Annotated in this window: 21 protein-coding genes; 10 read left to right on the top strand and 11 right to left on the bottom strand. The window is 64.0% G+C overall.

Going from position 1 to position 19,075, the window contains the following annotated elements; all coding sequences use genetic code 11:
- Positions 1-15: 15 nt before the first annotated feature.
- Complete coding sequence (locus AC13GA_RS00480) at positions 16-1,341, bottom strand: GTP-binding protein (RefSeq protein WP_253079186.1); 1,326 nt, start codon at positions 1,339-1,341, stop codon at positions 16-18.
- A gap of 69 nt (positions 1,342-1,410) precedes the next feature.
- Between AC13GA_RS00480 and AC13GA_RS00475 the strand changes: the two genes are divergently transcribed.
- Entirely contained in the window at positions 1,411-1,782 is a 372-nt protein-coding gene (locus AC13GA_RS00475; protein WP_482997341.1) for a MerC domain-containing protein, read from the top strand.
- 28 nt (positions 1,783-1,810) lie between these two features.
- Here AC13GA_RS00475 and AC13GA_RS00470 read toward each other — a convergent pair whose 3' ends face one another.
- Positions 1,811-2,095, bottom strand: a complete 285-nt coding sequence (locus AC13GA_RS00470; RefSeq protein ID WP_136639946.1) for a metal/formaldehyde-sensitive transcriptional repressor — start codon at positions 2,093-2,095, stop codon at positions 1,811-1,813.
- Between the two features lie 48 nt (positions 2,096-2,143).
- Between AC13GA_RS00470 and dmeF the strand changes: the two genes are divergently transcribed.
- The gene (gene dmeF / locus AC13GA_RS00465; RefSeq protein WP_482997340.1) at positions 2,144-3,130 is read left to right on the top strand and encodes a CDF family Co(II)/Ni(II) efflux transporter DmeF; all 987 of its coding nucleotides are present in this window, start codon (positions 2,144-2,146) and stop codon (positions 3,128-3,130) included.
- Between the two features lie 88 nt (positions 3,131-3,218).
- Here dmeF and AC13GA_RS00460 read toward each other — a convergent pair whose 3' ends face one another.
- Positions 3,219-3,494, bottom strand: a complete 276-nt coding sequence (locus AC13GA_RS00460) for a hypothetical protein (RefSeq protein ID WP_046984487.1) — start codon at positions 3,492-3,494, stop codon at positions 3,219-3,221.
- A gap of 90 nt (positions 3,495-3,584) precedes the next feature.
- Here AC13GA_RS00460 and AC13GA_RS00455 point away from each other — a divergent pair, with 90 nt between their 5' ends.
- The 3 genes from AC13GA_RS00455 (at position 3,585) to AC13GA_RS00445 (ending at position 6,072) form a co-directional block, all read left to right on the top strand.
- On the top strand, positions 3,585-4,001 hold the full coding sequence (locus AC13GA_RS00455) for a hypothetical protein (protein ID WP_430766254.1): 417 nt from the start codon (positions 3,585-3,587) through the stop codon (positions 3,999-4,001).
- A gap of 111 nt (positions 4,002-4,112) precedes the next feature.
- Positions 4,113-4,775 (top strand): hypothetical protein, encoded by a 663-nt coding sequence (locus AC13GA_RS00450; RefSeq protein ID WP_480982563.1) that lies wholly within the window; start codon positions 4,113-4,115, stop codon positions 4,773-4,775.
- 454 nt (positions 4,776-5,229) lie between these two features.
- The gene (locus AC13GA_RS00445; RefSeq protein ID WP_480982564.1) at positions 5,230-6,072 is read left to right on the top strand and encodes a class I SAM-dependent methyltransferase; all 843 of its coding nucleotides are present in this window, start codon (positions 5,230-5,232) and stop codon (positions 6,070-6,072) included.
- Between the two features lie 3 nt (positions 6,073-6,075).
- On the opposite strand, the gene AC13GA_RS00440 is transcribed toward AC13GA_RS00445, so the two are convergent.
- Together AC13GA_RS00440 and AC13GA_RS00435 are read right to left on the bottom strand one after the other, a co-directional pair.
- A complete protein-coding gene (locus AC13GA_RS00440) occupies positions 6,076-7,044 on the bottom strand; it encodes a polysaccharide deacetylase family protein (RefSeq protein ID WP_482997339.1) in 969 nt (322 codons plus the stop codon).
- Between the two features lie 70 nt (positions 7,045-7,114).
- Positions 7,115-7,774, bottom strand: a complete 660-nt coding sequence (locus tag AC13GA_RS00435; RefSeq protein ID WP_295382312.1) for a hypothetical protein — start codon at positions 7,772-7,774, stop codon at positions 7,115-7,117.
- A gap of 133 nt (positions 7,775-7,907) precedes the next feature.
- On the opposite strand from AC13GA_RS00435, the gene AC13GA_RS00430 reads away from it, so the two are divergent.
- On the top strand, positions 7,908-8,588 hold the full coding sequence (locus tag AC13GA_RS00430) for a hypothetical protein (protein WP_482997338.1): 681 nt from the start codon (positions 7,908-7,910) through the stop codon (positions 8,586-8,588).
- 91 nt (positions 8,589-8,679) lie between these two features.
- Here AC13GA_RS00430 and AC13GA_RS00425 read toward each other — a convergent pair whose 3' ends face one another.
- Positions 8,680-8,853 (bottom strand): hypothetical protein, encoded by a 174-nt coding sequence (locus AC13GA_RS00425; RefSeq protein WP_004139657.1) that lies wholly within the window; start codon positions 8,851-8,853, stop codon positions 8,680-8,682.
- A 9-nt stretch (positions 8,854-8,862) separates the two neighbouring features.
- The gene (locus AC13GA_RS00420; RefSeq protein ID WP_337302587.1) at positions 8,863-9,675 is read right to left on the bottom strand and encodes an alpha/beta fold hydrolase; all 813 of its coding nucleotides are present in this window, start codon (positions 9,673-9,675) and stop codon (positions 8,863-8,865) included.
- A gap of 222 nt (positions 9,676-9,897) precedes the next feature.
- Between AC13GA_RS00420 and AC13GA_RS00415 the strand changes: the two genes are divergently transcribed.
- Entirely contained in the window at positions 9,898-10,377 is a 480-nt protein-coding gene (locus tag AC13GA_RS00415; protein ID WP_482997337.1) for a nuclear transport factor 2 family protein, read from the top strand.
- Between the two features lie 79 nt (positions 10,378-10,456).
- Positions 10,457-10,849, top strand: coding sequence for an XVIPCD domain-containing protein (locus tag AC13GA_RS00410; RefSeq protein WP_482997336.1), 393 nt, complete (start codon positions 10,457-10,459; stop codon positions 10,847-10,849).
- Positions 10,850-10,878: 29 nt separating this feature from the next.
- Here AC13GA_RS00410 and AC13GA_RS00405 read toward each other — a convergent pair whose 3' ends face one another.
- From AC13GA_RS00405 to AC13GA_RS00395, 3 genes are all read right to left on the bottom strand, one after another.
- Entirely contained in the window at positions 10,879-11,568 is a 690-nt protein-coding gene (locus AC13GA_RS00405; RefSeq protein WP_482997335.1) for a hypothetical protein, read from the bottom strand.
- A gap of 176 nt (positions 11,569-11,744) precedes the next feature.
- On the bottom strand, positions 11,745-12,890 hold the full coding sequence (locus AC13GA_RS00400) for a YncE family protein (RefSeq protein ID WP_482997334.1): 1,146 nt from the start codon (positions 12,888-12,890) through the stop codon (positions 11,745-11,747).
- A gap of 165 nt (positions 12,891-13,055) precedes the next feature.
- Positions 13,056-13,982: an XVIPCD domain-containing protein gene (locus tag AC13GA_RS00395; protein ID WP_482997333.1), complete on the bottom strand. Its 927-nt coding sequence runs from the start codon at positions 13,980-13,982 to the stop codon at positions 13,056-13,058.
- Positions 13,983-14,475: 493 nt separating this feature from the next.
- On the opposite strand from AC13GA_RS00395, the gene AC13GA_RS00390 reads away from it, so the two are divergent.
- Positions 14,476-14,985, top strand: coding sequence for a hypothetical protein (locus tag AC13GA_RS00390; RefSeq protein ID WP_482997332.1), 510 nt, complete (start codon positions 14,476-14,478; stop codon positions 14,983-14,985).
- 165 nt (positions 14,986-15,150) lie between these two features.
- Complete coding sequence (locus AC13GA_RS00385) at positions 15,151-15,657, top strand: hypothetical protein (protein WP_428709663.1); 507 nt, start codon at positions 15,151-15,153, stop codon at positions 15,655-15,657.
- A gap of 57 nt (positions 15,658-15,714) precedes the next feature.
- Here the strand turns inward: AC13GA_RS00385 and AC13GA_RS00380 are convergent, their stop codons facing one another.
- On the bottom strand, positions 15,715-19,065 hold the full coding sequence (locus AC13GA_RS00380) for an XVIPCD domain-containing protein (protein ID WP_482997331.1): 3,351 nt from the start codon (positions 19,063-19,065) through the stop codon (positions 15,715-15,717).
- Positions 19,066-19,075 lie beyond the last annotated feature (10 nt).

Genomic DNA, 19,075 nt, shown 5'->3' with positions numbered 1-19,075 from the left:
ATCATCAATGCACCGTCAACGCTTCCACACAGGGAACGCCTGCGGCAACTGGTGCCACAACAATGGCCCAGCACGCAGTTCCTGGTCGTTGAGCAGGCACGCATCCAGCTCCGCACGCACCGCGCGCTCGTCCATGTGCACACCAATCACCACCAGCTCCTGGCGGCGATCACCCCACAATGGGTGCCACAGCCGCTGCATCGCCGTGTGCGCGGCCGAATCCGGGAATTCCTCAAGCCCCGGCAGCGGCGCGCTCCAGCAATCGGCCTGCTGCCGCGCCCATCCCAGGTCGCTGTAAGGCAACGGCGTCGGCGGCAACAACGGTGTGGTGTCTTCCAGCCCAGCCCGCACGCGGTCGCGCGCGGCATACCAGAAGCCCGCCGCCTGCGTGCGCGTCGCCGCGCCCACGGTGTTCAGTTCACCTACCCAATCCATGCGGTTGGCCAGCCAGAACCAGCCCTTGCTGCGGATCACGCCGGGCATACCCGACTGCAGCGCGCGGGCGAATCGCGCGGGGTGGAACGGACGACGCGAGCGGTAGACGAAGCTGCCGATGCCGTACTCCTCGGTCTCCGGCGTGTGCTCACCACGCAGCTCCTTCACCCAACCCGGCGCGCGTTGCGCACGCTCCATGTCGAAGCGGCCGGTATCCAGCAGCTCGGCCAGAGGCACGTCGCCGAAGCTGGACAGCAGCAGCTTGGCGTCGCGGTTCAAGCCACGCAGTACTGCCAGCGTGTCCTGCAGCACCTCGTCGTCCACCTGGTCGACCTTGCTGACCACGATCACGTCGGCGAACTCGACCTGCTCGCACAGCAGGTCGACCACACCTCGGTCGTCATCCGGCCCGGCCTGCTGGCCACGCTCGGCCAGCCGCAGGGTCGAACCGAAGTCGGCAAGGAATGCGCTGCCGTCGACCACCGTCACCATCGTGTCCAGCCGCGCGATGTCACTCAGGCTGAACCCGTGCTCGTCGCGCACCGCGAACGTGGCCGCCACCGGCATCGGCTCGCCGATCCCGGTCGATTCGATCAGCAGGTAGTCATAGCGGCCGGCATCGGCCAGGCGCCGCACTTCCTGCAGCAGGTCATCGCGCAGCGTGCAGCAGATGCAGCCGTTGCTGAATTCCACCAGTGTCTCTTCAGTGCGGCGCAGCTCGGCGCCACCTTCGCGCACCAGCTGCGCATCGATGTTGACCTCGCTCATGTCGTTGACGATGACCGCCACGCGCAGGCCCTCGCGGTTGCGCAGGATCTGGTTGAGCAGGGTGGTCTTGCCGGCCCCCAGGAAGCCGGACAGCACGGTGACCGGAAGGCGACGGTCGGCGCGGGAAACAGTGTTCATGTCGGAGCGGGTTGGCTGCGGAACGGAAATGTTACTGTATAACAATTGTCGCGCAAGGAACCTCCCCCGATGAAGTCGCCTTCTGCCGCCCTGCTTGATGCCGGCGCGGTCGCCCTGTCCAGCCTGTGCCTGCTGCATTGCCTGGCGCTGCCCCTGCTTGCCGCCGCGCTGCCGCTGTTCGGCACCTGGGCCGAAGCGGAATGGGTGCACCTGCTGTTCGTGGCCATCGCCCTGCCGCTGACCGGCTACGCGCTGTGGCGGGCCGAGCGCCGTCACCCGCTGCCGGTACTGGCCTGGGCCACCGCCGGCGTGGGTCTAGGCCTGCTGCTGGCCGGCGCGCTCGCGCTGCCAACGCATGCCTGGGAAACACCGATGACCGTCACCGGCAGCCTGCTGCTGGCCGCCACGCATATCTGGAACGCGCGGTACCGGCACGGGTAGTGCCGGCCGCTGGCCGGCACTACCCCTGCTATTTGCCGTAGCGGCGCAGCAGTTCCACCAGCACTTCGGCCTCGTCCGCCCGCTTCTGCGGGTCGTCGGCACCCACTACGTGTTCCTGCAGGTGCTCGTGCAGCAGCTCCATCAGCAGGCTGTGGGCTGCACCGCGCACGGCGGCGACCTGCACCAGCACGTCCGCGCAGTCACCCGCTTCCCCCTCGGGGGTGTCCAGCGCCTGCTCCAACGCCGCCACCTGACCCGCGATACGGCGTACCCGTGTCAGCAGCTGCTTTCGATTCTTGTGTACATGGGCCATGGCGGGATCATATACCCTATGGGGGTATCCACTCCAGCTCCCACCGCCATGCAATTGGACGCCCTCGCCGCCGCCCGCCGCCACGAACACCGCTTCGACGATGGCAACCCGCTGGCCGAACGCAATACCCGCCGCGCCCTGTGGCTCACCGTCGCCATGATGCTGGTAGAGATCGTCGGCGGCTGGTGGTTCAACTCCATGGCCGTGCTCGCCGACGGCTGGCACATGAGTTCGCACGCGCTGGCGCTGGGCCTCTCGGTGTTCGCCTACCGCTGTGCGCGGCGCTACGCACACGATCCGCGCTTCGCCTTCGGCACCTGGAAGATCGAGATCCTGGCCGGCTACACCAGCGCCATCGCCCTGCTTGGCGTCGCCGCATTGATGGCCGTGCAATCGCTGGAACGGCTGTGGGTGCCCGCCCCCATCCACTACAACGAAGCCATCGCGATCGCAGCGGTGGGCCTGGGCGTGAACCTGCTCTGCGCCTGGTGGCTGCACGACAGCCCGGGCCACGCGCATCACCATCATGGGCATGGGCATGGGCACGACCACGACCATCACCATGGGCATGATCACGATCACCACGACCACAGCCATGCGCACGGTCACGACCTCAACCTGCGCTCGGCCTACGTGCACGTGCTGGCCGACGCCGCCACCTCGGTACTGGCCATCGTCGCCCTGCTCGGCGGCAAGCTGCTCGGCCTGACCTGGCTGGACCCGGTGATGGGCCTGGTCGGCGCCGTGCTGGTTACTGTCTGGGCGATCGGCCTGCTGCGTGACAGTGGTCGTATCCTGCTCGACGCGCAGATGGATGCACCGGTGGTGGCCGAAGTCCGCCAAGTGATCGAACAGGGTCCGTGGCCGGCACGTCTGGCGGACCTGCACGTCTGGCAAGTGGGTCGCGGCAAGTACGCGGTCAGCGCCAGCGTGGTCACCAGCGACGTCAGTCTGGATGCCGATACCGTGCGCAACGCGCTGGCGATTCATGAGGAGCTGGTGCACGTGACGGTGGAGATTCACCGCAGCGCATGATCCACGCCGGGTAGTGACGGTCGCTGGCCGGCAACCTCATGAACGACGGATGCACCCGGTTGGTGCCGGCCAGCGGCCGGCACTACCGCTAGAGCTTCAACATCATCCGCAGCAGGTACATCAGCAGCGGCAGCGCGCTCAGCACCGCGCCGGCAATGCCGATCCACGGCCAGCGCTCACCGCGCACGCGCGAAGCTACTGCCAAGCCACCGCCCACCAGTGCCGCGCCCAGCACGCCCACGCCCAGCCCCGCCGCCAGGCTGTTGTCTCCCGCCGCCTGCGCCGCCAGCGTGCCCGCGCCCCAGCCCACCACGATCCCCAGCCAACTGGCCACGCCGCACCACGGTGCCTTGCCCTGCGCCATCCGAAAACCCCTTTGCGCTTGCCGAATTTCTGTACGGACCGTGCCCGCGTGCTGCCTACACTAGCCGCACCTGCCCCGTCGGGACATCCCATGCGCACGCTCCGCCTGCTGCTGCCCGGTGCACTCCTGCTGCTCACCGCCTGTAGCGGTGACGCCGGGCTTCCCTTCTCCGCAGACCCGCTGCAGGGCTGCTTCGCCACCAGCGCGCGCAAACCGGCCGACTTCCGCATCGAGAAGGAAGGCAGCCAGTACTTCGTCTCCTTCAGCCGCGGCGACCAGTGGCAGCGCGAGCCGAATGCCCTGCACAAGGCCACCCGCAGTGAAATCAGCCGCTACTTCCGCGACGACGCCGAACAGATCGACAGCGCCTTGATCCGCATGGCCGGCGGCTTCGGCATCTTCCACTTCAACAGGGGCGCGACGCTGAAGGGCAAGGCCAGCGACAGTGACTACATGGCGCTCATGCTGATCGGGGCTGGGCCCGTGTATGCGGTGAAGTGCCAATAGCGACAGACAAAATTAAGAAATGTTTGAAATCCGAAGATCTGCCTGATGCGCCCCAAAATGCAATGGGGCAAGTAATGAAGATGGACCCTCACCCAGATCTGAGAGGCTCAAATGAAACTGCAGATAGCGATTCTCACGTTCATTGTCTCTGCATCCGTTCATGCAAGAGACGGAACTCCAGCTGATGGACAAATCGCTGACGAAGCGAAGACCCCATCAAGAATCGTCCGCAGCGCGGAATGGCCTGACTTCATTGGGGGAACGATCAGTGTGGAGCAGTCCCTCACCCGCAACTCGAAGGGACAATATGTATACCGCTACGACGATCAAACGGAAGCCACGAAGCAGTATCACGAGGCTTCCTGCGCGGATATCGGGATGAACCCCGCCAAGGGCGAGTCCATCACAGTGGGGCCTGGGAGCGCCGCGTGGCATTGCTCAAGCATCGAGTCGAACAGTGCTAGCGACGCAAAGAGTACTGACTATGTAATCGCCTATGCACCCAATGGTCAGGTATCAGCTGGCCAGAACTTCATTTCCTATGGAACCGTAAGATTCAACAGCTCAGTCAGCGGGAACATCCAGGGTAGCGCGCAAATAGACAACGGGAGGTGCCATACCTTCTATAACGAGTATTACCCACCAAACACAGTGGGTAGCCATACCGCAAGAGTACTCTGCTTCGCTCATGTTCCACAGACAATGAATACGTTGATGGAAGGCTGTGTACCGCGCGCCTGTGCAAGCAATCGCGGCTCCATCAGAGCCAATTGACATCCAAACTCCTTGACGAAGCAGTGAGGGTGACGAAGTCGCCCTCCTTGCTCAGGCTCATGATCCGACCCCAATGATCGCCGCCATCTTTCAATCCCTGACTTTCCTATCAGGATCGTGCCTTCCAGACCAACTGAGTGCCGACTACAGTCTGTCCGGGACGCCTATCGTCATCCGTAGCACATCGGCCCCTGACAGTTCTGGAAACATGATATGCATCCAGCAACTTCTCATCAGAAATGAAGAAGGAATACTGACCTATCACTACGCTCTTCAACCCTCAGCGGCACGAGACTTCCACGAAGAATTCTGCGCCGCCATGGGCATGACGCCCTCATTGGGTACTGCATCTCTACCAAGTCCCTCATCCGGTTGGGCCTGTACTACGGAATCTCAGTAACCCTGCCAAGCCCTGCGGTACCATGCCCTCCCACGAACCGCCCCGGTACCCGCCGTGCCCCATTACACCGGCCCCCTGCTGACCCGCGACAGCGCTGACACCCTGCGCCGTGCCCATGACAAGGGCGCTGCCGACTGGCAGGGATCGCTCGACCTGGGCCGGAGCCAGGACACCGTGGCCCTGAACACCGACGGCTTCCACTTCCGTGGCCAGGCCTACCCGTGGCCGGGCAAGCTGAAGGACCGCACGCTGTACTACTGGGACGGCGAGGACTTCGCGCCGATCTCGCGCTACAGCGGTTCGCTGATCAAGCTGGTGCCGACCGAATGGGGCGCACCGACCTTCGAGATCGACGGTATCAAGATGCTGCCCACCTCGAAGCTGTCACCGTTCGAGGACGCGCGCCGCAAGGTCGAGCTGGTCGCCCCGGCCGGCAAGATCATCCTCGATACCTGCGGTGGCCTGGGCTACTTCGCCGCCTGTGCGCTGGAGGCCGGTGTCGGCCAGATCCGCTCGTTCGAGAAGAATGCCGACGTGATGTGGCTGCGCACGCTCAACCCGTGGTCCCCGGATCCGGATTCGGCTGCCACCGGTGGCCGCCTGCAGTTCAGCCATGGCGATGTCTCGCAGCAGATCGAACAGGTGGCCAGCAGCAGCGTCGACGCGATACTGCACGACCCGCCGCGCTTCGGCATCGCCGGCGAACTGTACTCGCAGGTGTTCTACGACCACCTCGCCCGCGTCATCCGCAAGGGCGGGCGCTTGTTCCACTACACCGGCGCGCCGAACAAGCTGACCAGCGGCCGCGACGTGCCGCGTGAAGTGGCCAAACGTCTGGAAAAGGCCGGCTTCAAGGCCGAACTGGCGCTGGACGGTGTGCTGGCCGTCAAGCGCTGAGCCTCACTCCGAATCCACCTTCGCCAGCTTCATCACCCACGTCGGCACCTCGGGTTCACCAGCGTAGAAGTCCTTCGGCTTCTTCTCCGCCATCGCCCAACGGTGCAGCCAGCTCGGTCCGTAGCGACCGCTGTAGCCCTCGGCACCACGCGCGTAAGCAGGATCGCGCATCGCGTCCTCCAGCGAGATGAAGCGGTACCCGCGGCGCTTCGTCGCCGCCACCAGTTCGGCAAACGTGGCTGCATTGAGTTCGTTGGCATGCATCAGCCACACCTGCGGCAGCGCATAGCCCAGCAGCGCCTGCGACTGCTTCTCGTAGTAGTCCAACTTGTTCAGCATGTAGGGCACATAGCCCTTGCGCAGCTGCGCCATCGTTGCCTCGCGTTCGGGTGAGTCAGGCTGTTCGTTCATCACGTTGGCATAAGCGAACGCCCACACCCACTCACCGTTGTCCACCGTCACCGGCGCCACGCGGTAGCCATGTGCGTTGAAGAACACATCCATCTCCGCGCGTTCTTCCGGCGTGCGCCCGGCACGTAGATAGGGATGGCGCATCCACTGCGGTTTCAGCCCGCGCTCGGCCAGCAACGGCCGCAGCACCGTCTGGCCACGCAGAAAATCCTGCTGGAACGCAGGCACGCCCTTGGCATTCAGATCCATGTGCGAGTACGTGTGGTTGCCCAGCGCGTAGCCGGCGTCCAGCCAGTCGCGCAGCATCTGCACCCGCGCCGGCTGCACCTGCCCATCGATCTCGAGCTTGTTCTCGTTGACGAAGCCGACCACCGGCACGCCCGCCTGGCGCAGCTGCGCCATCAGCGCTTCATGACGTGCCTGCAGGTCCGGCGGCACGATCTCATCCACCCGTGCCCACGGCAGGTCGTCGATGGTCACCGCGATCCGGCGGTCCACTTCGGCGGCATGTACCGCCAACGAACACAACAGCAATGGCACAGCACGCAGCAACCAACGCATCAGCACATCCTTGCAGGAGCGAAGTGCTGACTTTAGCGCGATTGCGGGCGCGTGGTTGGTCACACACCCGCTATGGGCTGGGCGACGGCACCTGACGTTCGCGCACGATCGCCCGCCACAGCATGAATCCTGCAGTCATCGCCATCAGCATCAACGCGACCAGCACCAGGGCAAGATCATCAGGGTTGCGCAGCAGCGGCGCATGCTCATGGGTGAGGATCTCGAACACCACCTGCTGCGCCTGCGCCAGCGGCAACCTGCCCTGCTCACCCAGCTCAACCATGCACGCCGCAGGAGACAGTGTGGCTACGCTGGTCCATGCCGTGTCGTACAGACGCAGCGCCCAACTGGCCAACGCCAGTATCACGCCATGCAGTGCCATCATTCCCCAGTTGGCCAGGCGCAATCTTCCCGGCAGGCGCCCGAGCCGATAGAGACTGATCGACATCGCACCCAGCATGGCCAGTGTCACGCCGGCCAGCGGAATCCAATGCAGCGGCTGCCAAGGCTCAAGCGCCAGCGAACGGGCCATCAACTGCTCCGCCACCTGCATGCGTGCCACCGGATCCGGGCCGCCGCAGGTTTCATCCACCGGCTCCAGCAGCAGATCCACGCGGTAATGGAAGAAGCCGGCTGTCAGCGCCATCGACAGCAGCGCCACCACCTGCAGCACCATCAGGATCGGGCCGGGACCACAGATACGACAGAAGCGGATAGCAGCAGAGACCATCGGTTCATCCGTGACAACAAAGGACCATCCTAACCAAGCGCCCTGTGCTTGTCGGCTGGCGGATACGACAACCGCCGCGCGGTCCCGGTAGGATGTGGACGAGCATGGACGGTCGTCTGTAGAGGTGTTGTGGATGGTCACGCTGTATCTGTGGGTGCGAACGCTGCTTCCGCTGTTGGCGTTCGTGATCGCGTGGATGCTGCTGTCGCGCCTGATCAAGGCCCGCGCAGCGCGCCTTCCACGGGTTCCTTTGAACCTGCCCGAGCACAGCAGCAGCCCGCGCCGGAAGGACCGGCGCATCTACGCGCGCAAGCTGCGGCGCAAACCGGGCCTGCGCACCGCAACTCGCCCGGCCACCGCGCCGCGCAGCTGGAACCTCGCGGCAGTGCTCGTTTCGCTCTCCGCATTGATCGCCGCCGTGCTCGTCATGCCGGATGGTGCGCGCTTCCAGGTCATGGTCGAGAGCATCACCGGCTACCCGGCCACGATTGCTGAAGTACATGTTCCCACTGCCGGGCAGCCTCTCGTGCTGCAGGCGTGGCAGCCAGCACTGGCGCAGCTGTCGCGGCCGGTAACAATGCGCTACCCGATCGGGCGCACCGGCGGCGAGCATGATGCACGGGCCATGCTCCCGGTGCAGGTGAGGCATCAGGGTGACCGGCTGCAGGTGGCTACGGCCGTGCCGGTGGATGCCGAATGGCTGCGTGCTGAGCTTGCGCGCTTGGCTGGGGTACCGGTTGAGGCAATCACCGTCCGTCAGGGCAAGATCTCACCCTGGTGGGAACCCGGCTGGATGCCGCTGGCCGACCTGTAGAGCCGAGCCCACGCTCGGCTGCTGTTGCAGTAGATCCACGCCATGCGTGGATGGATGCAGAGCGGAGCCGAGCATGGCTCGGCACTACAGATCAGGATCCCCGCGGCAGCTTCGCCGCCCACATGTTGTCCACGAGATTCGGATAGCGCCGCCCGTTCTCTTCCGCACGCTGCCGCGCCGCCTCCTTCTGGGCGGCCGACAGCGGTTGCGATGTCTGGCCCTTGGGGTTGGGCTTCTTCCACGGCGGTGTCTTCGGTTCGCGCATCGCGGCAGCTTACCGTTTCAGGAAGTTCAGCAGTGCCAGATTGAAGTGATCAGCATGGCTGGTGTTGCAGCCGTGCGGCGCACCTTCCAGGATCACCACTTCGCTGCCCGGAATGGCTCGGTGTGTGCGCTCTCCAGAACCTTCAAACGGCACGATGGCATCGCTGTCACCGTGCAGGATCAAGGTTGGTAACGCGATCTTCTTCAAGTCTTCGCGGAAGTCGGTGGTAGCAAACGCCTTCATGCACCCCAGCGCTGCGTTCTGGTCGGACTGATGGCACAGCGCGATCGCCGCCTGACGCGTCTCTTCGGTCACCATCAACTGGCCATTGGCACTGAAGAAATCGCGGGTAAAGCCATCGAAGAACGCCTCGCGATCCTTCTCCAGACCGCTGCGCATTTCATCGGCCTTTTCCTGGGTGAGCGGCCCTTCCGGATTGTCGTCACTGCGCAGCAGATACGGCGGCACCGCAGCAGCAAACACCACGCTGTGCAGGCGATCCTGCCCGTGATTGGCCACATAGCGCGCCACCTCACCGCCGCCCATCGAGAAACCGACCAGGGTGACGTCGCGCAGGTCACGCTCCTCGATCAACCCGGCCAGGTCCGCCGCCAGCGTGTCGTAGTCGTAGCCCTCGGCCGGCTTGTCGGAGCGGCCGAAGCCGCGGCGGTCGAAGCTGATCACCCGATACTGGGCATCGCGCAGGATCGACACCTGCGTCTTCCAGGCATCGGCGGACAGCGGCCAGCCGTGGATCAGGATGACCGGGCGACCGTCGCCACCGGTGTCTTCAACGTGCAGGCGGATGCGGGAAGCAGGCATGGGAGCTCCTGTGGAAGGGGAGGCTTTCAGGCTATTGGCCGCCGCCTATCGCGACCGTGATGGAATCGTCGGTCGCCATGACATCGCCTGCACAGGCGACGCCGCCTCGGCCGGGCCGCCAATGCGGGCATTCGCTCCGCGGAAAGCCCGTTTCGTCGCAGACCGGCTGCAACGGGCCAAAGGCAATGCGAGCCTGCCTGAACCATCCTTGGAGCTTCCGCCATGCTGCTGCTCACCCTGCCCTTGCTGGCCGCCGGCCTCGTCGCCACAGCGCCGTCCACCGATGACCTGCGCGAACAGATCCGCCAGGCGGATACACAGTTGTTCGCAGTGGCGTTCGAGGCCTGCGACGCCGACCGGGCCGCCGCGATGACGACCGAAGACATGGAGTTCTTCCATGACAAGGACGGCAAGTCGGCCAGCAGCCGCGAGGACTTCCGCCGCAGCGTGGCCAACATGTGCAGCAATGCGCGCAAGGGCGGCTGGAGCCTGCGCCGTGAACTGGTGGAACCTTCGCTGCACGTGTTCCCGCTGCACGACGAGCGAGCGCTGGAGATCGGAGACCACCGCTTCCACGAGCGCGGCAAGGACGGCGTGGAGCGCTGGGTGGGCCAGGCCCGCTTCATCCAGGTCTGGCGCCGCGTGGACGGGCGCTGGCTGGCCGAACGGGTGATCAGCTACGACCACCATGCGGCGGACTGATTCGTCGGGCGCGCTTCACGGGCCGGATCTATACTGACCGGGCCCACCACGACCCACCGCTAACGCTCGCTCGATCGCCATGGCAGACATCACCCCCAACCATCCCGACTATGGCCTCAACCAGCAGATCCGCCACGGCGTGGCCGCACTGGACGCCCAGCATGGCCGCCCGTTCGACCAGACCAGCGAGCGACTGACTGCCAGCCTGACCGTGCTCGCCCGCGAACAAGGCCTGCAGCAGGTCGACCACGTGCTGGTCAGCAATGCCACGGCCAACCAGCCGGCCGGGCACAACATCTTTGTGGTGCAGGGCGACCCGGCCAATCCGGCGCACCTGCGGGCGGTGATGCCGACCGCTGTGGCGGCGCAGACGCCGGTGGAGCAGTCGATGCAGAAGCTGGGGCTGGGCATGCAGCAGCAGGCCGAGGCTCAGGCGCAGGAGATGCAGAATCCCGCGCCGCGGATGGGGTAAGCGGGCGCGGAGGCTGTTTTGGCGCCCGGCTACTGAAACCGGAGGGTGTACAACCCCTCGCGCTTCAGGACGTCCTTCGCTTTACGCACGTATTCCATCACATCCAATTCGTAAGTCTGCAGGAACTGCTTTTCATTCCTCTCCGGAAGCAACCTTTTTGTCTGTGCCAGAAGGAATGCCTCGTGATCCTTCTTGATGTTCATGGAGGCCACCGCTCCATGCACCTTTAGCAGCTCCAGCACGCACACATGGAAAACCTGTGGCCTGCATTCTGAGATGAACTCCTCAATGGACATCTTCGGGTCGACGAAGTACGGCTTGAACCGTTTGAAGAGTCCCTTCCTTGCGCCGTCCTCCAGATTCTTGATGTAGGCATCCAGCGGAACGTCGATGTTGGAGAGGTCATGGATGTACTGGTTCCTGATCTCTGCAACGGCCTTGAACATCGATTTCTGTTCGCTGTCGATGATGTTCATCTTGCGCAGAAAGTTGATCCTCACTTCCTGCGGAAGATTGCTGATCACTTCGAGTATCAGCGGCTCGCGCAGGGCATCGACGACAGCCCGCGTGAAGACCGCCTCGACGAGCTGCGCCAGCTTCGAGATGAAGCTCCACGAGTCTTCCTCTTCGTAGAGTGCCACGGCGAATCCCTTCGGTATCGCCAACTCTTTGTTCAGCCTCTCAAATGCCAGCTCGACGAACGCGGTATACGTACTCATTGGATAAGCCTCCCCTGGAAGGCTGATGACGCTACATGTACTACCCCACCGCAACAAGCGGCCACCCTGCTTTTGCAACACTTCCTAGTCCAGCGTCATGCAATCCGCATCAATAGAAAAGGCCCGCTCCACGACCGACGGCCGAGGGCGCGGGCCCGTTCAATCCAGCGCGAACGTTACAGCTGAATCCGCGCCACGCTCTCGTCAGCGCCCTTGTCATCCTTCTCGCCGTTCTTGATGCTCACGAACAACACGTTGTTCTTCGCATCCAGCGCCAGGCTGTTCGGGTGAGTCGGCACCTTGTAGGTCGCCACCTTCTGGTAGCTGTCACTGTTGTACGAAGTCACCGTACCGGCTTCGCGGTTGGTCACGTACAGGCGCTTGCGCGGTGCATCCAGCAGGATGCCCAGCGGACCGGCATCGGTCGGGATGCTGGCCAGTTCCTTGCCGGTGCTGCGGTCGAGCACCAGTACGCGCTGGCCCGGATGTTTGCTGACCAGGCCGCTGCTCTTGGCCTGGTAGCCGCGCAGGAATTCCGAGCCCTGGTCGGTCACGAACAGGCGCTTGCCTGCCGGATCCAGAGCGATGTTCATCGGCTGCTCGGCGGCGATCTTGTGCTGCGCCACCACCTTGTTCGAATCGGTGCCCACCACCACCAGATCGGCCAGCAGGTTGCTGGTGTAGACGCGCTTGTTGGCCGCATCCAGCGCCAGGCCCGGCGCCTTGGCATTGCCCAGGCCGTCGATGGTGTTGATCACCTTCAGCGTGTTGGTATCGATCACGAACAGCACGCTGCTCACGTCCGGCTGGCTGCTGTGGCCGGTCACGTACAGGCGGTTGGCGGCGCTGTCGACCACCAGCTCGCGCAGGTCGTGGGTGTAGGCGGCCTTGCCGTCCTTGCCGGTCTTCTTCTCCATCAACTGGATGGTGCCGACAGCCTTGTTCTGCGCGGTGTCGACCACGGTCACCGACAGGTCCACGGTGTTGCCCACGTACAGGCGGTTGTGGGCGTCATCCAGCACCACGCCGAACGCCTTGCGCTCCAGCGGGATGCGGGTTTCCACGGCCAGCGTGGTCGGGTTCAGGCGCAGCACCTGGGCCGGGCCGGCGTCATCGCCGAAACCGCCGGACGAGGCGACGAACACGGCGTTCTGCTTCGGGCTGTAGGCCAGTTCGTACAGACCCTTGGCCACGGCCTGGCGCTGCACAGAGGCGGTGGCACTGGCGGCGGGTGCGTTGTCGGCGAACGCGGAGGGCGCGCCGAGGCTGAGCGAAACGGCAACGGCCAAGGCGGCCGAGCGGAAGAGAGGATTACGGAACATGCGAGCGTCCTTGAATGGGCACGGGAGGGTGTCCTGGCTCGCTGGGCCGTTCTACGACGGCCCGACCTGCATCTGTCTGCGCGGGGTGGGCTGGCTGGGTAGCGGGGGAATGGTAGCAGGTGGGGGGCGTGGCGTGCGCCGGCGCGCGTATGGCAAGCGCGCGGATTACTGCTCTTTCAAGCGCAGCGAATCGGCCACATCGGTCTTGGCCGCCACCTCGGTGGCGATGCTGGCCCGGCGGTGCCCCGGGTCGTTGCGATCGCCCTGCACGATGAAGATGCTCTCGGCGGCATGGCTGCTCTTGGTCGGCTGGCTGAGCAGCACGTGATCCACCCGCGAGAGATTGTTCTGCTTGGCCAGCACCAGCAGGCTGGCACTGATGCGCTGACTGGCCGCATCGAACGGGCGGCCGTGTGCGGCGTCCAGCTCGGCCACTTTCTGGATCAGCTGCGCGAACAGGCGATGGTCCGGGTGTGAGGGGTCCAGCAGCGTGCCGGCCACCTCAATCGGCGTCGGCGGCGGCTCATCGCTGGCACGGTCGCCCTGGCGATGATGTTCGGCCTCGCGCTCGGGCATCGCGTGATGGGTTTCGGCATTCAGATCGCTGCCCGGGAACGGTGCGGCAATGCACTGGATTTCCGGCAGGTTGAAGAGCACCGCGAACTCGCCCAGGTTACTGCCGCCGTCCAGTGGCGCCGGCAGCGGATGCAGGCCGGCATAGTGCAGGGCGGCCCAAACGAAATCGCTGCAACGGTTGATGGTGGCCGGGCGATCGACATCGAATTCGAACTCAGCCGGTTCCTCGGCGAAGTCACGCAGGCAGCCGTAATGCTCCTCGGTGATTTCCAGGGTGCGGCTGTAGTACGGGTCCAGATGCTCGTCGGCATCGTCGTGGCGCACCTGTGCGTACTGCACGCCGGTGGGGGCTTCGCCCGGCGCGTGCCGCGGCGGTGCGAAGCCGTAGCTGTGGGCCTCGTCGCCCGCCGCCACCTGCAGGTACATATGGCCGCGCGGGGAGATGCCCCCACTCTTCAGCGGGGTGCCGGGGGCGGCCAGATAAAGCGTTGCGGTGTAGCGTGTTGCCTGCTCCATGCCTGTTCAGCCTTGATGGGTGCTGCGGTCCTGGCTGGATGATGGCATAGGTGGGATGGGGGGCAGGTGGAGAGGCCCAAGCTGCGGGATCGGCTTGCTGAATGTGTGAACCAGCGTGCATTCCGGCGGTGCGTCCGGGCGAGGATGTGGAGCGCGGCGGGAGGGAGTCGTATATTCACTAAATACAAAGCAATGGAATTGCTGATGACACACGTTCGCCAGTCCGCGTGTCGCAATCTGAGCAGGATGAGCCCACCGAACGGGACAGCGGGCAGAATGCGTTCTTTGGTGTGGGGCCAGGAGAATCTTGGCGGATACAGACCTTGGCCACAGACACGACGCTTGCTCCGCCTCCTCGCATCGGTTTCGGCCGGAGTCCGTGTACGGCGCTACCGTGATTCGCGGCCCGGTGCAGTAGCAGCGCCTGAAGCCGGAGACCAGCAGCGCAAAGGCACGCCACATTCATCATCAGCACCAATCCCAGGAAAAGAAGATGCCCATTGAGTTCAGGCCCGACTCCAACTCTGCATTCGATGCACCCAGCGGGGTGAGAATTTCTTATCCACGGGTTCTACCTGCGACTCTGCCCGATGGAAGCGAAATCACTGAGTATCAATACACTTTCCGTCGTGACGGTGAGCGGATAGCATCGCTTGGCATCTTTGGAACAGAAACGCTTGCGATTGACGAGAACGGCCGTGAGCGAATTTACACATTGGACCTTAGTACCAGTGAAGTACTGAAATCGATCATCGATTTCAAAGAGGAAATAGGAAATTCCGATGAAGCTTCTGCATTCATCCGCGCCGTCGCGCAGGGACTGGTTAATGTATTTTCCAATCAACCCAGCATTTTTGAGAGCATCCGCTACATCGCAGTCGCTCGGATTGATTCATTTCTTCAACTTGGCATCGCAATGCCAGCGGACAGAATTCAGCTACAGAACGAAGAAGTAGTTCTAGGCAGCTTGTTTGTTCCGCAGCAGCAGGTCCAGGCAGGTTGATAGCCCCTGTTAACCTCACCTGCCCCGGCAGGCATTGCTTCGGCTGAGGCCGTCAATCTTCCTGCCTGAGGCGTCTCTGACCTCGATGTCTCGTCTTTTCGCTTTGAGCTCTACCGCATTGAGCAACAGGGTGTGATGCAGCCACATACACTGGTGACCACGTTCATGCCATTCAACTTCGAACCTCAAGAGAAGTCGGCCGTAGATGAGAAGAGCAGAATCTCCATCCTGAGGCCCAGGATGCTTCCGGATCCTTCATCCGATGGTAGCGCGGGCATCGAATACCAGTACGAGTTCCGGCGAGATGGAAGAACTGTTGGCGCCTTAGGCGTATTCGGCAAGGTCGCTTTCATAGCGACGAACGGAAGTCGTGAGCGGCAGTACACACTGGACCTCAGTCCTGATTGGGTTCTGGAAGATATACTGCGTCTCGCGCAGTACATCGACCGTTCGGACCACCTCTTCTCGATCATCCAGAGCATCGCTCAGGGACTTGTGAATTCGTTCGCTGGGCAGAGAGGCAAGGCGGATGATGTTCGCTACATCGCCTTCACCCATCTGGATTCATTGTTGCGCCTTTCTGTGAAGATTCCCGGATGTACCATCCCCCTCGACGATGGCGTGATCGTTCTTGCTAGTGCGTTTGTCCAGGCCGACCAAATGCGCAGCTGAGCGGCGCTACCCCTGCTGTGATTCTCAACGACATTCGTAGCCAACCAGCGGCTGCCATCACATACTCGCCGCACGAATCTGTATGTCGTGCTGCACCCGCTGGTCTTCCAGCTGCTGATCCATCTGATTCGCAAGCGCACGCTGATGCGCTTCACGGCTGACAGAGTCGAACTGCTGCAGTGACTCCTCCACCGGTATCTGCGCCGCCAGCTCGGTCGGCATCGCAGCGCGCTGATGTGCCGGATTGCTTGGCTCACCCTGCACCACGAACAGCGTGTGCCCAGCTGGGTGTTCGCGCGTAGCGTTGCTCACCAGCACATGGTCCACCCGCTCCAGGTCGTTGTCCTTGGCCAGTACCAGAAGGCTGGCGGTCATGCGCTCGCTGACTTCATCGAAGCTGCGGCCGTGCTTTGCATCCAGCGCTTCCACGCCCTCGCGGATCTGCTGATACAGCGCATGATCGGGGTGACCGGCCTGCGTGGGGTCCTGCAGCGCCCGATTCGGGGCCGATGCCTCATCCGGTGCGGGTGCGGGCGCGGCCGGCTCAGGGCTTGGCGCTATCGTCGGCTCGGCAGGAACAGTGACAGCCGCAGTGACGGGCTGAAGGTCATCCAATGGAGCCGGTTCGGGCTCTGGCACGTGTTGTGCCGCTTCCTGCTCCAAAGGCCATGGATCGCGCGCAGGCTCAGCAGGCAGCGGCTCCTTGAAGGGCACCGGCTCGACCTCCTGAACTGCCATGTCCTGCTGTGGAGTGAGAGCAATCACAGGTGCAGCCATCTGCTCCGGCTCCGGCTCCGGTGCCTGCTCTGTGCGCTGTGTGGGCGCTGCCTGCGTTGCCGCCGCCAGGGGCGCGGCAGCGTGTGGCATCGCGCGCTCAGGTGCGGCCGGGTGCGCCTGCATAGGCCCGGTGGGCTCCGGCGTCTGTGAGGCGGCACGGTTTTCGGTGGGCGCCTCGCTGTTTGGATGGGGCTGAGGTTGGGGCTCCGCCTCACGCCGCGGCGGATCGCGCTGCTCGGCGTGCCGCTGAAACTCGGGCTTGTCCTGTGGGACGGGCGTAGGCGGTTGCGGGACCGCTACCGCTGGCGGCGCCGCCGCAACCGCTGCAGGCGCGATGGGCTGCGCAGTGGCCGGCTCTCCCGGCCGCACTTCCACGCTCACGTCCTGCTCAGATGGCTTGTCGCCATGTGCCACCTGCGCGGCCGCTCGTGCAGCCTGCCCAGCATCCACCTGCGCAGCCCCCTGCCGATTGGCCTCCTGCAGTGCCTGCCGGTAAGCCTCCTGCTCACCCGCCGACAGCGCGGCAATGCGCAGCTCGGGCGAGTCCGGCAACGGCGCCTGCTCATTGGCACGCGCCCGCACCTCATTCCATGCGGCCTGCAGCTCCTGCGTGCTGGTGGTCGCTACGGCGCGCGCCACGCCATCCTGGTGTACCTGGTAATGGGTGATGGGCCGGGAGGCGCCTGCGTTGCCCTCGGCTACAGGCCCCAGCTCCTGTAGCGTGGCCCCGGTTATACCGTGCTGCTCGCGCGTGCGTGCCGTGGCCAGGGCAACCGCCTGCTCCCACGCCGGTGACAGCGCGACGCCCGCAGCGTAGTAGCTGTGGCGCAGCTCGTTCTGGTTCACTTCCGCCGCAGACGGCAACGGCCGCGCGTCCAACGCAGCAATGGTCTGGTTGAACTGATCGAGCGACGGCTGCTGGATGGTGCGGGTCAGCTCCAACTCCAGCGCCATGTTGCCCTGCGCGATCTGGCCAGCGTGGTTCCATTGCCCTTGTTCGTCGCGCTGGTAGAGCTGGTTGTCCGAGCCATGGATGGCGTCGGGCCTTGCACGGGCCTGCTCTACCGCTTCCGGCACCAGCGGCACGAAGTCACTGGCGCGTGTAGCAGCACGGGTCTCCAGGTAGCTGGCGGCAATGGCGGCCTTGCCGTTGGCGATGTTGTTCTCGATGCGCTGCACCGCCTCGCGATTCAGCTCGCTGGCGCGCTCGGGGCTGGCGATCTGTGTCTCATACACGCCGCGGTCGTTGGCGCCGGACACGCCAATCTTGACCTGCCGCGTCCACTGTTCGGTCTGCGCGTCACGGTGCCAGTTGGGATTGTCCAGACGGCCCTCGCCGTCCTTCGCCGGGATGCTGAAAGGATCCTGTGGCGGCGGCGCTTTGCCCAGCGCCAGCTCTACCGCTTTTACATGGGCGTATGCGCCCAGCTCGCGGGCCTTCTCGTAACTGGCGCCGACACTGCGCTCAGCCGGATTGCCCAGGCCATCGCCCGCACTGTCCATGACTGCCTGGCGTTGCCAGTTGCGGCCATCGAACTGCCACGTGACATCGGCCTTGTCGGTCTGCCGGTAGACGGCGCGGTTGTCGAGCAGATCGGCGCCCTTGTCGAACGCCTTGCTCATCAGCAACGCATCGCCCGCGACGATGGCCGCAGGGACGAAGCTGGACGTGCCGATCACCGACGCGGTGGCCATGCCACCGACCCAGCCACCGCCGTTGCGTGCCAGAGCGTGGGTGAGTTCGGACTGGGCGGCGGTGCCGTTACCTTCTTCCAGCAGCCGCGAAGTGCGGCGGGCGGTGATGACGGCGTCGGCGCCAGAGGCGAGCAGGCCGCCGGAGCGGATCAGGTGGCTCGTGGAGGCTTCGCCGAGAAGGAGGTCGAGTGAGGCACTGCCACCCTGAGCGTAGGGAGACCGAATGCGATGCGCCGCTTCTTCACCCAGAACGCGCTCGACAGTTTGAATGCTGGGTTCGGAGAGTGAGATACGCCCAACATGATGCGAGTTTGATATGGCAACGGACAAACCGTGGCGCTGGAGCTCAACGTTGCCACCACGCGTGATGGCCTTTTGCTCGGAATCGATCTGGTCGAGTGTGCGCACGACGCGCATTTCCGAACCTGCAACCGCCCCCCAACCCTGGTCGACGCTGGACAGCGTCGGTAGCAACTGAACCTGTCGAATATTCAGTCTGTGATAGTCGGGGACCTCATCAAAGAACTTGCGGACGCTTTGCGAAGTGGAGGCGGGAGTCTGGCCAAGCGGCGTATTGGTGTACAGGTCACCATTTATCAGACCAGCCCTCACGGTATCCCGCAGCTGCTCAACCCGCTTGGTCACCCTGTCCAAGGCGGCGGGATCACCTGCTATTGCTGCTTTACCGTCGCGTGTTTCCTGGATTTCGTCCAGCCATTCCAGCATTCCGTCCTGGTACGCCCGGAGTGGACCACCGCTATGCGGAGTGATTCCAAGCGCGTCTGCCAGCTGAGGACTCGCAGGCAGGAAGATTCTGTTCTCCACCGCGTGGATGTTGAACCTTCCAGACTGCTGCAGCTTGTCGAGCAGTTCACTGTTCTTCAGCGTCTGCTGCTCTATTGCATGATGATCTTGGAAGTGCGTCCGGTGCGCCATACGTGTCACC

It is taken from the genome of Stenotrophomonas sp. 22DLJC03 (assembly GCF_056861405.1).
The sequence above is the reverse complement of the archived record's forward strand: the minus strand, read 5'-3'. Positions and strand labels throughout refer to the sequence as shown.

Bases quoted from the DNA above. Each gene is read 5' to 3' on its own strand.
- AC13GA_RS00470 (WP_136639946.1), bottom strand. From the start codon at position 2,095: ATGGCCCATGTACACAAGAATCGAAAGCAGCTGCTGACACGGGTACGC.
- AC13GA_RS00410 (WP_482997336.1), top strand. From the start codon at position 10,457: ATGGCAGACATCACCCCCAACCATCCCGACTATGGCCTCAACCAGCAG.
- dmeF (WP_482997340.1), top strand. From the start codon at position 2,144: ATGCAATTGGACGCCCTCGCCGCCGCCCGCCGCCACGAACACCGCTTC.
- AC13GA_RS00415 (WP_482997337.1), top strand. From the start codon at position 9,898: ATGCTGCTGCTCACCCTGCCCTTGCTGGCCGCCGGCCTCGTCGCCACA.
- AC13GA_RS00460 (WP_046984487.1), bottom strand. From the start codon at position 3,494: ATGGCGCAGGGCAAGGCACCGTGGTGCGGCGTGGCCAGTTGGCTGGGG.
- AC13GA_RS00480 (WP_253079186.1), bottom strand. From the start codon at position 1,341: ATGAACACTGTTTCCCGCGCCGACCGTCGCCTTCCGGTCACCGTGCTG.
- AC13GA_RS00420 (WP_337302587.1), bottom strand. From the start codon at position 9,675: ATGCCTGCTTCCCGCATCCGCCTGCACGTTGAAGACACCGGTGGCGAC.
- AC13GA_RS00430 (WP_482997338.1), top strand. From the start codon at position 7,908: ATGGTCACGCTGTATCTGTGGGTGCGAACGCTGCTTCCGCTGTTGGCG.
- AC13GA_RS00450 (WP_480982563.1), top strand. From the start codon at position 4,113: ATGAAACTGCAGATAGCGATTCTCACGTTCATTGTCTCTGCATCCGTT.
- AC13GA_RS00440 (WP_482997339.1), bottom strand. From the start codon at position 7,044: ATGCGTTGGTTGCTGCGTGCTGTGCCATTGCTGTTGTGTTCGTTGGCG.
- AC13GA_RS00405 (WP_482997335.1), bottom strand. From the start codon at position 11,568: ATGAGTACGTATACCGCGTTCGTCGAGCTGGCATTTGAGAGGCTGAAC.
- AC13GA_RS00390 (WP_482997332.1), top strand. From the start codon at position 14,476: ATGCCCATTGAGTTCAGGCCCGACTCCAACTCTGCATTCGATGCACCC.
- AC13GA_RS00475 (WP_482997341.1), top strand. From the start codon at position 1,411: ATGAAGTCGCCTTCTGCCGCCCTGCTTGATGCCGGCGCGGTCGCCCTG.
- AC13GA_RS00395 (WP_482997333.1), bottom strand. From the start codon at position 13,982: ATGGAGCAGGCAACACGCTACACCGCAACGCTTTATCTGGCCGCCCCC.
- AC13GA_RS00435 (WP_295382312.1), bottom strand. From the start codon at position 7,774: ATGGTCTCTGCTGCTATCCGCTTCTGTCGTATCTGTGGTCCCGGCCCG.
- AC13GA_RS00425 (WP_004139657.1), bottom strand. From the start codon at position 8,853: ATGCGCGAACCGAAGACACCGCCGTGGAAGAAGCCCAACCCCAAGGGC.
- AC13GA_RS00380 (WP_482997331.1), bottom strand. From the start codon at position 19,065: ATGGCGCACCGGACGCACTTCCAAGATCATCATGCAATAGAGCAGCAG.
- AC13GA_RS00400 (WP_482997334.1), bottom strand. From the start codon at position 12,890: ATGTTCCGTAATCCTCTCTTCCGCTCGGCCGCCTTGGCCGTTGCCGTT.
- AC13GA_RS00455 (WP_430766254.1), top strand. From the start codon at position 3,585: ATGCGCACGCTCCGCCTGCTGCTGCCCGGTGCACTCCTGCTGCTCACC.
- AC13GA_RS00385 (WP_428709663.1), top strand. From the start codon at position 15,151: ATGCCATTCAACTTCGAACCTCAAGAGAAGTCGGCCGTAGATGAGAAG.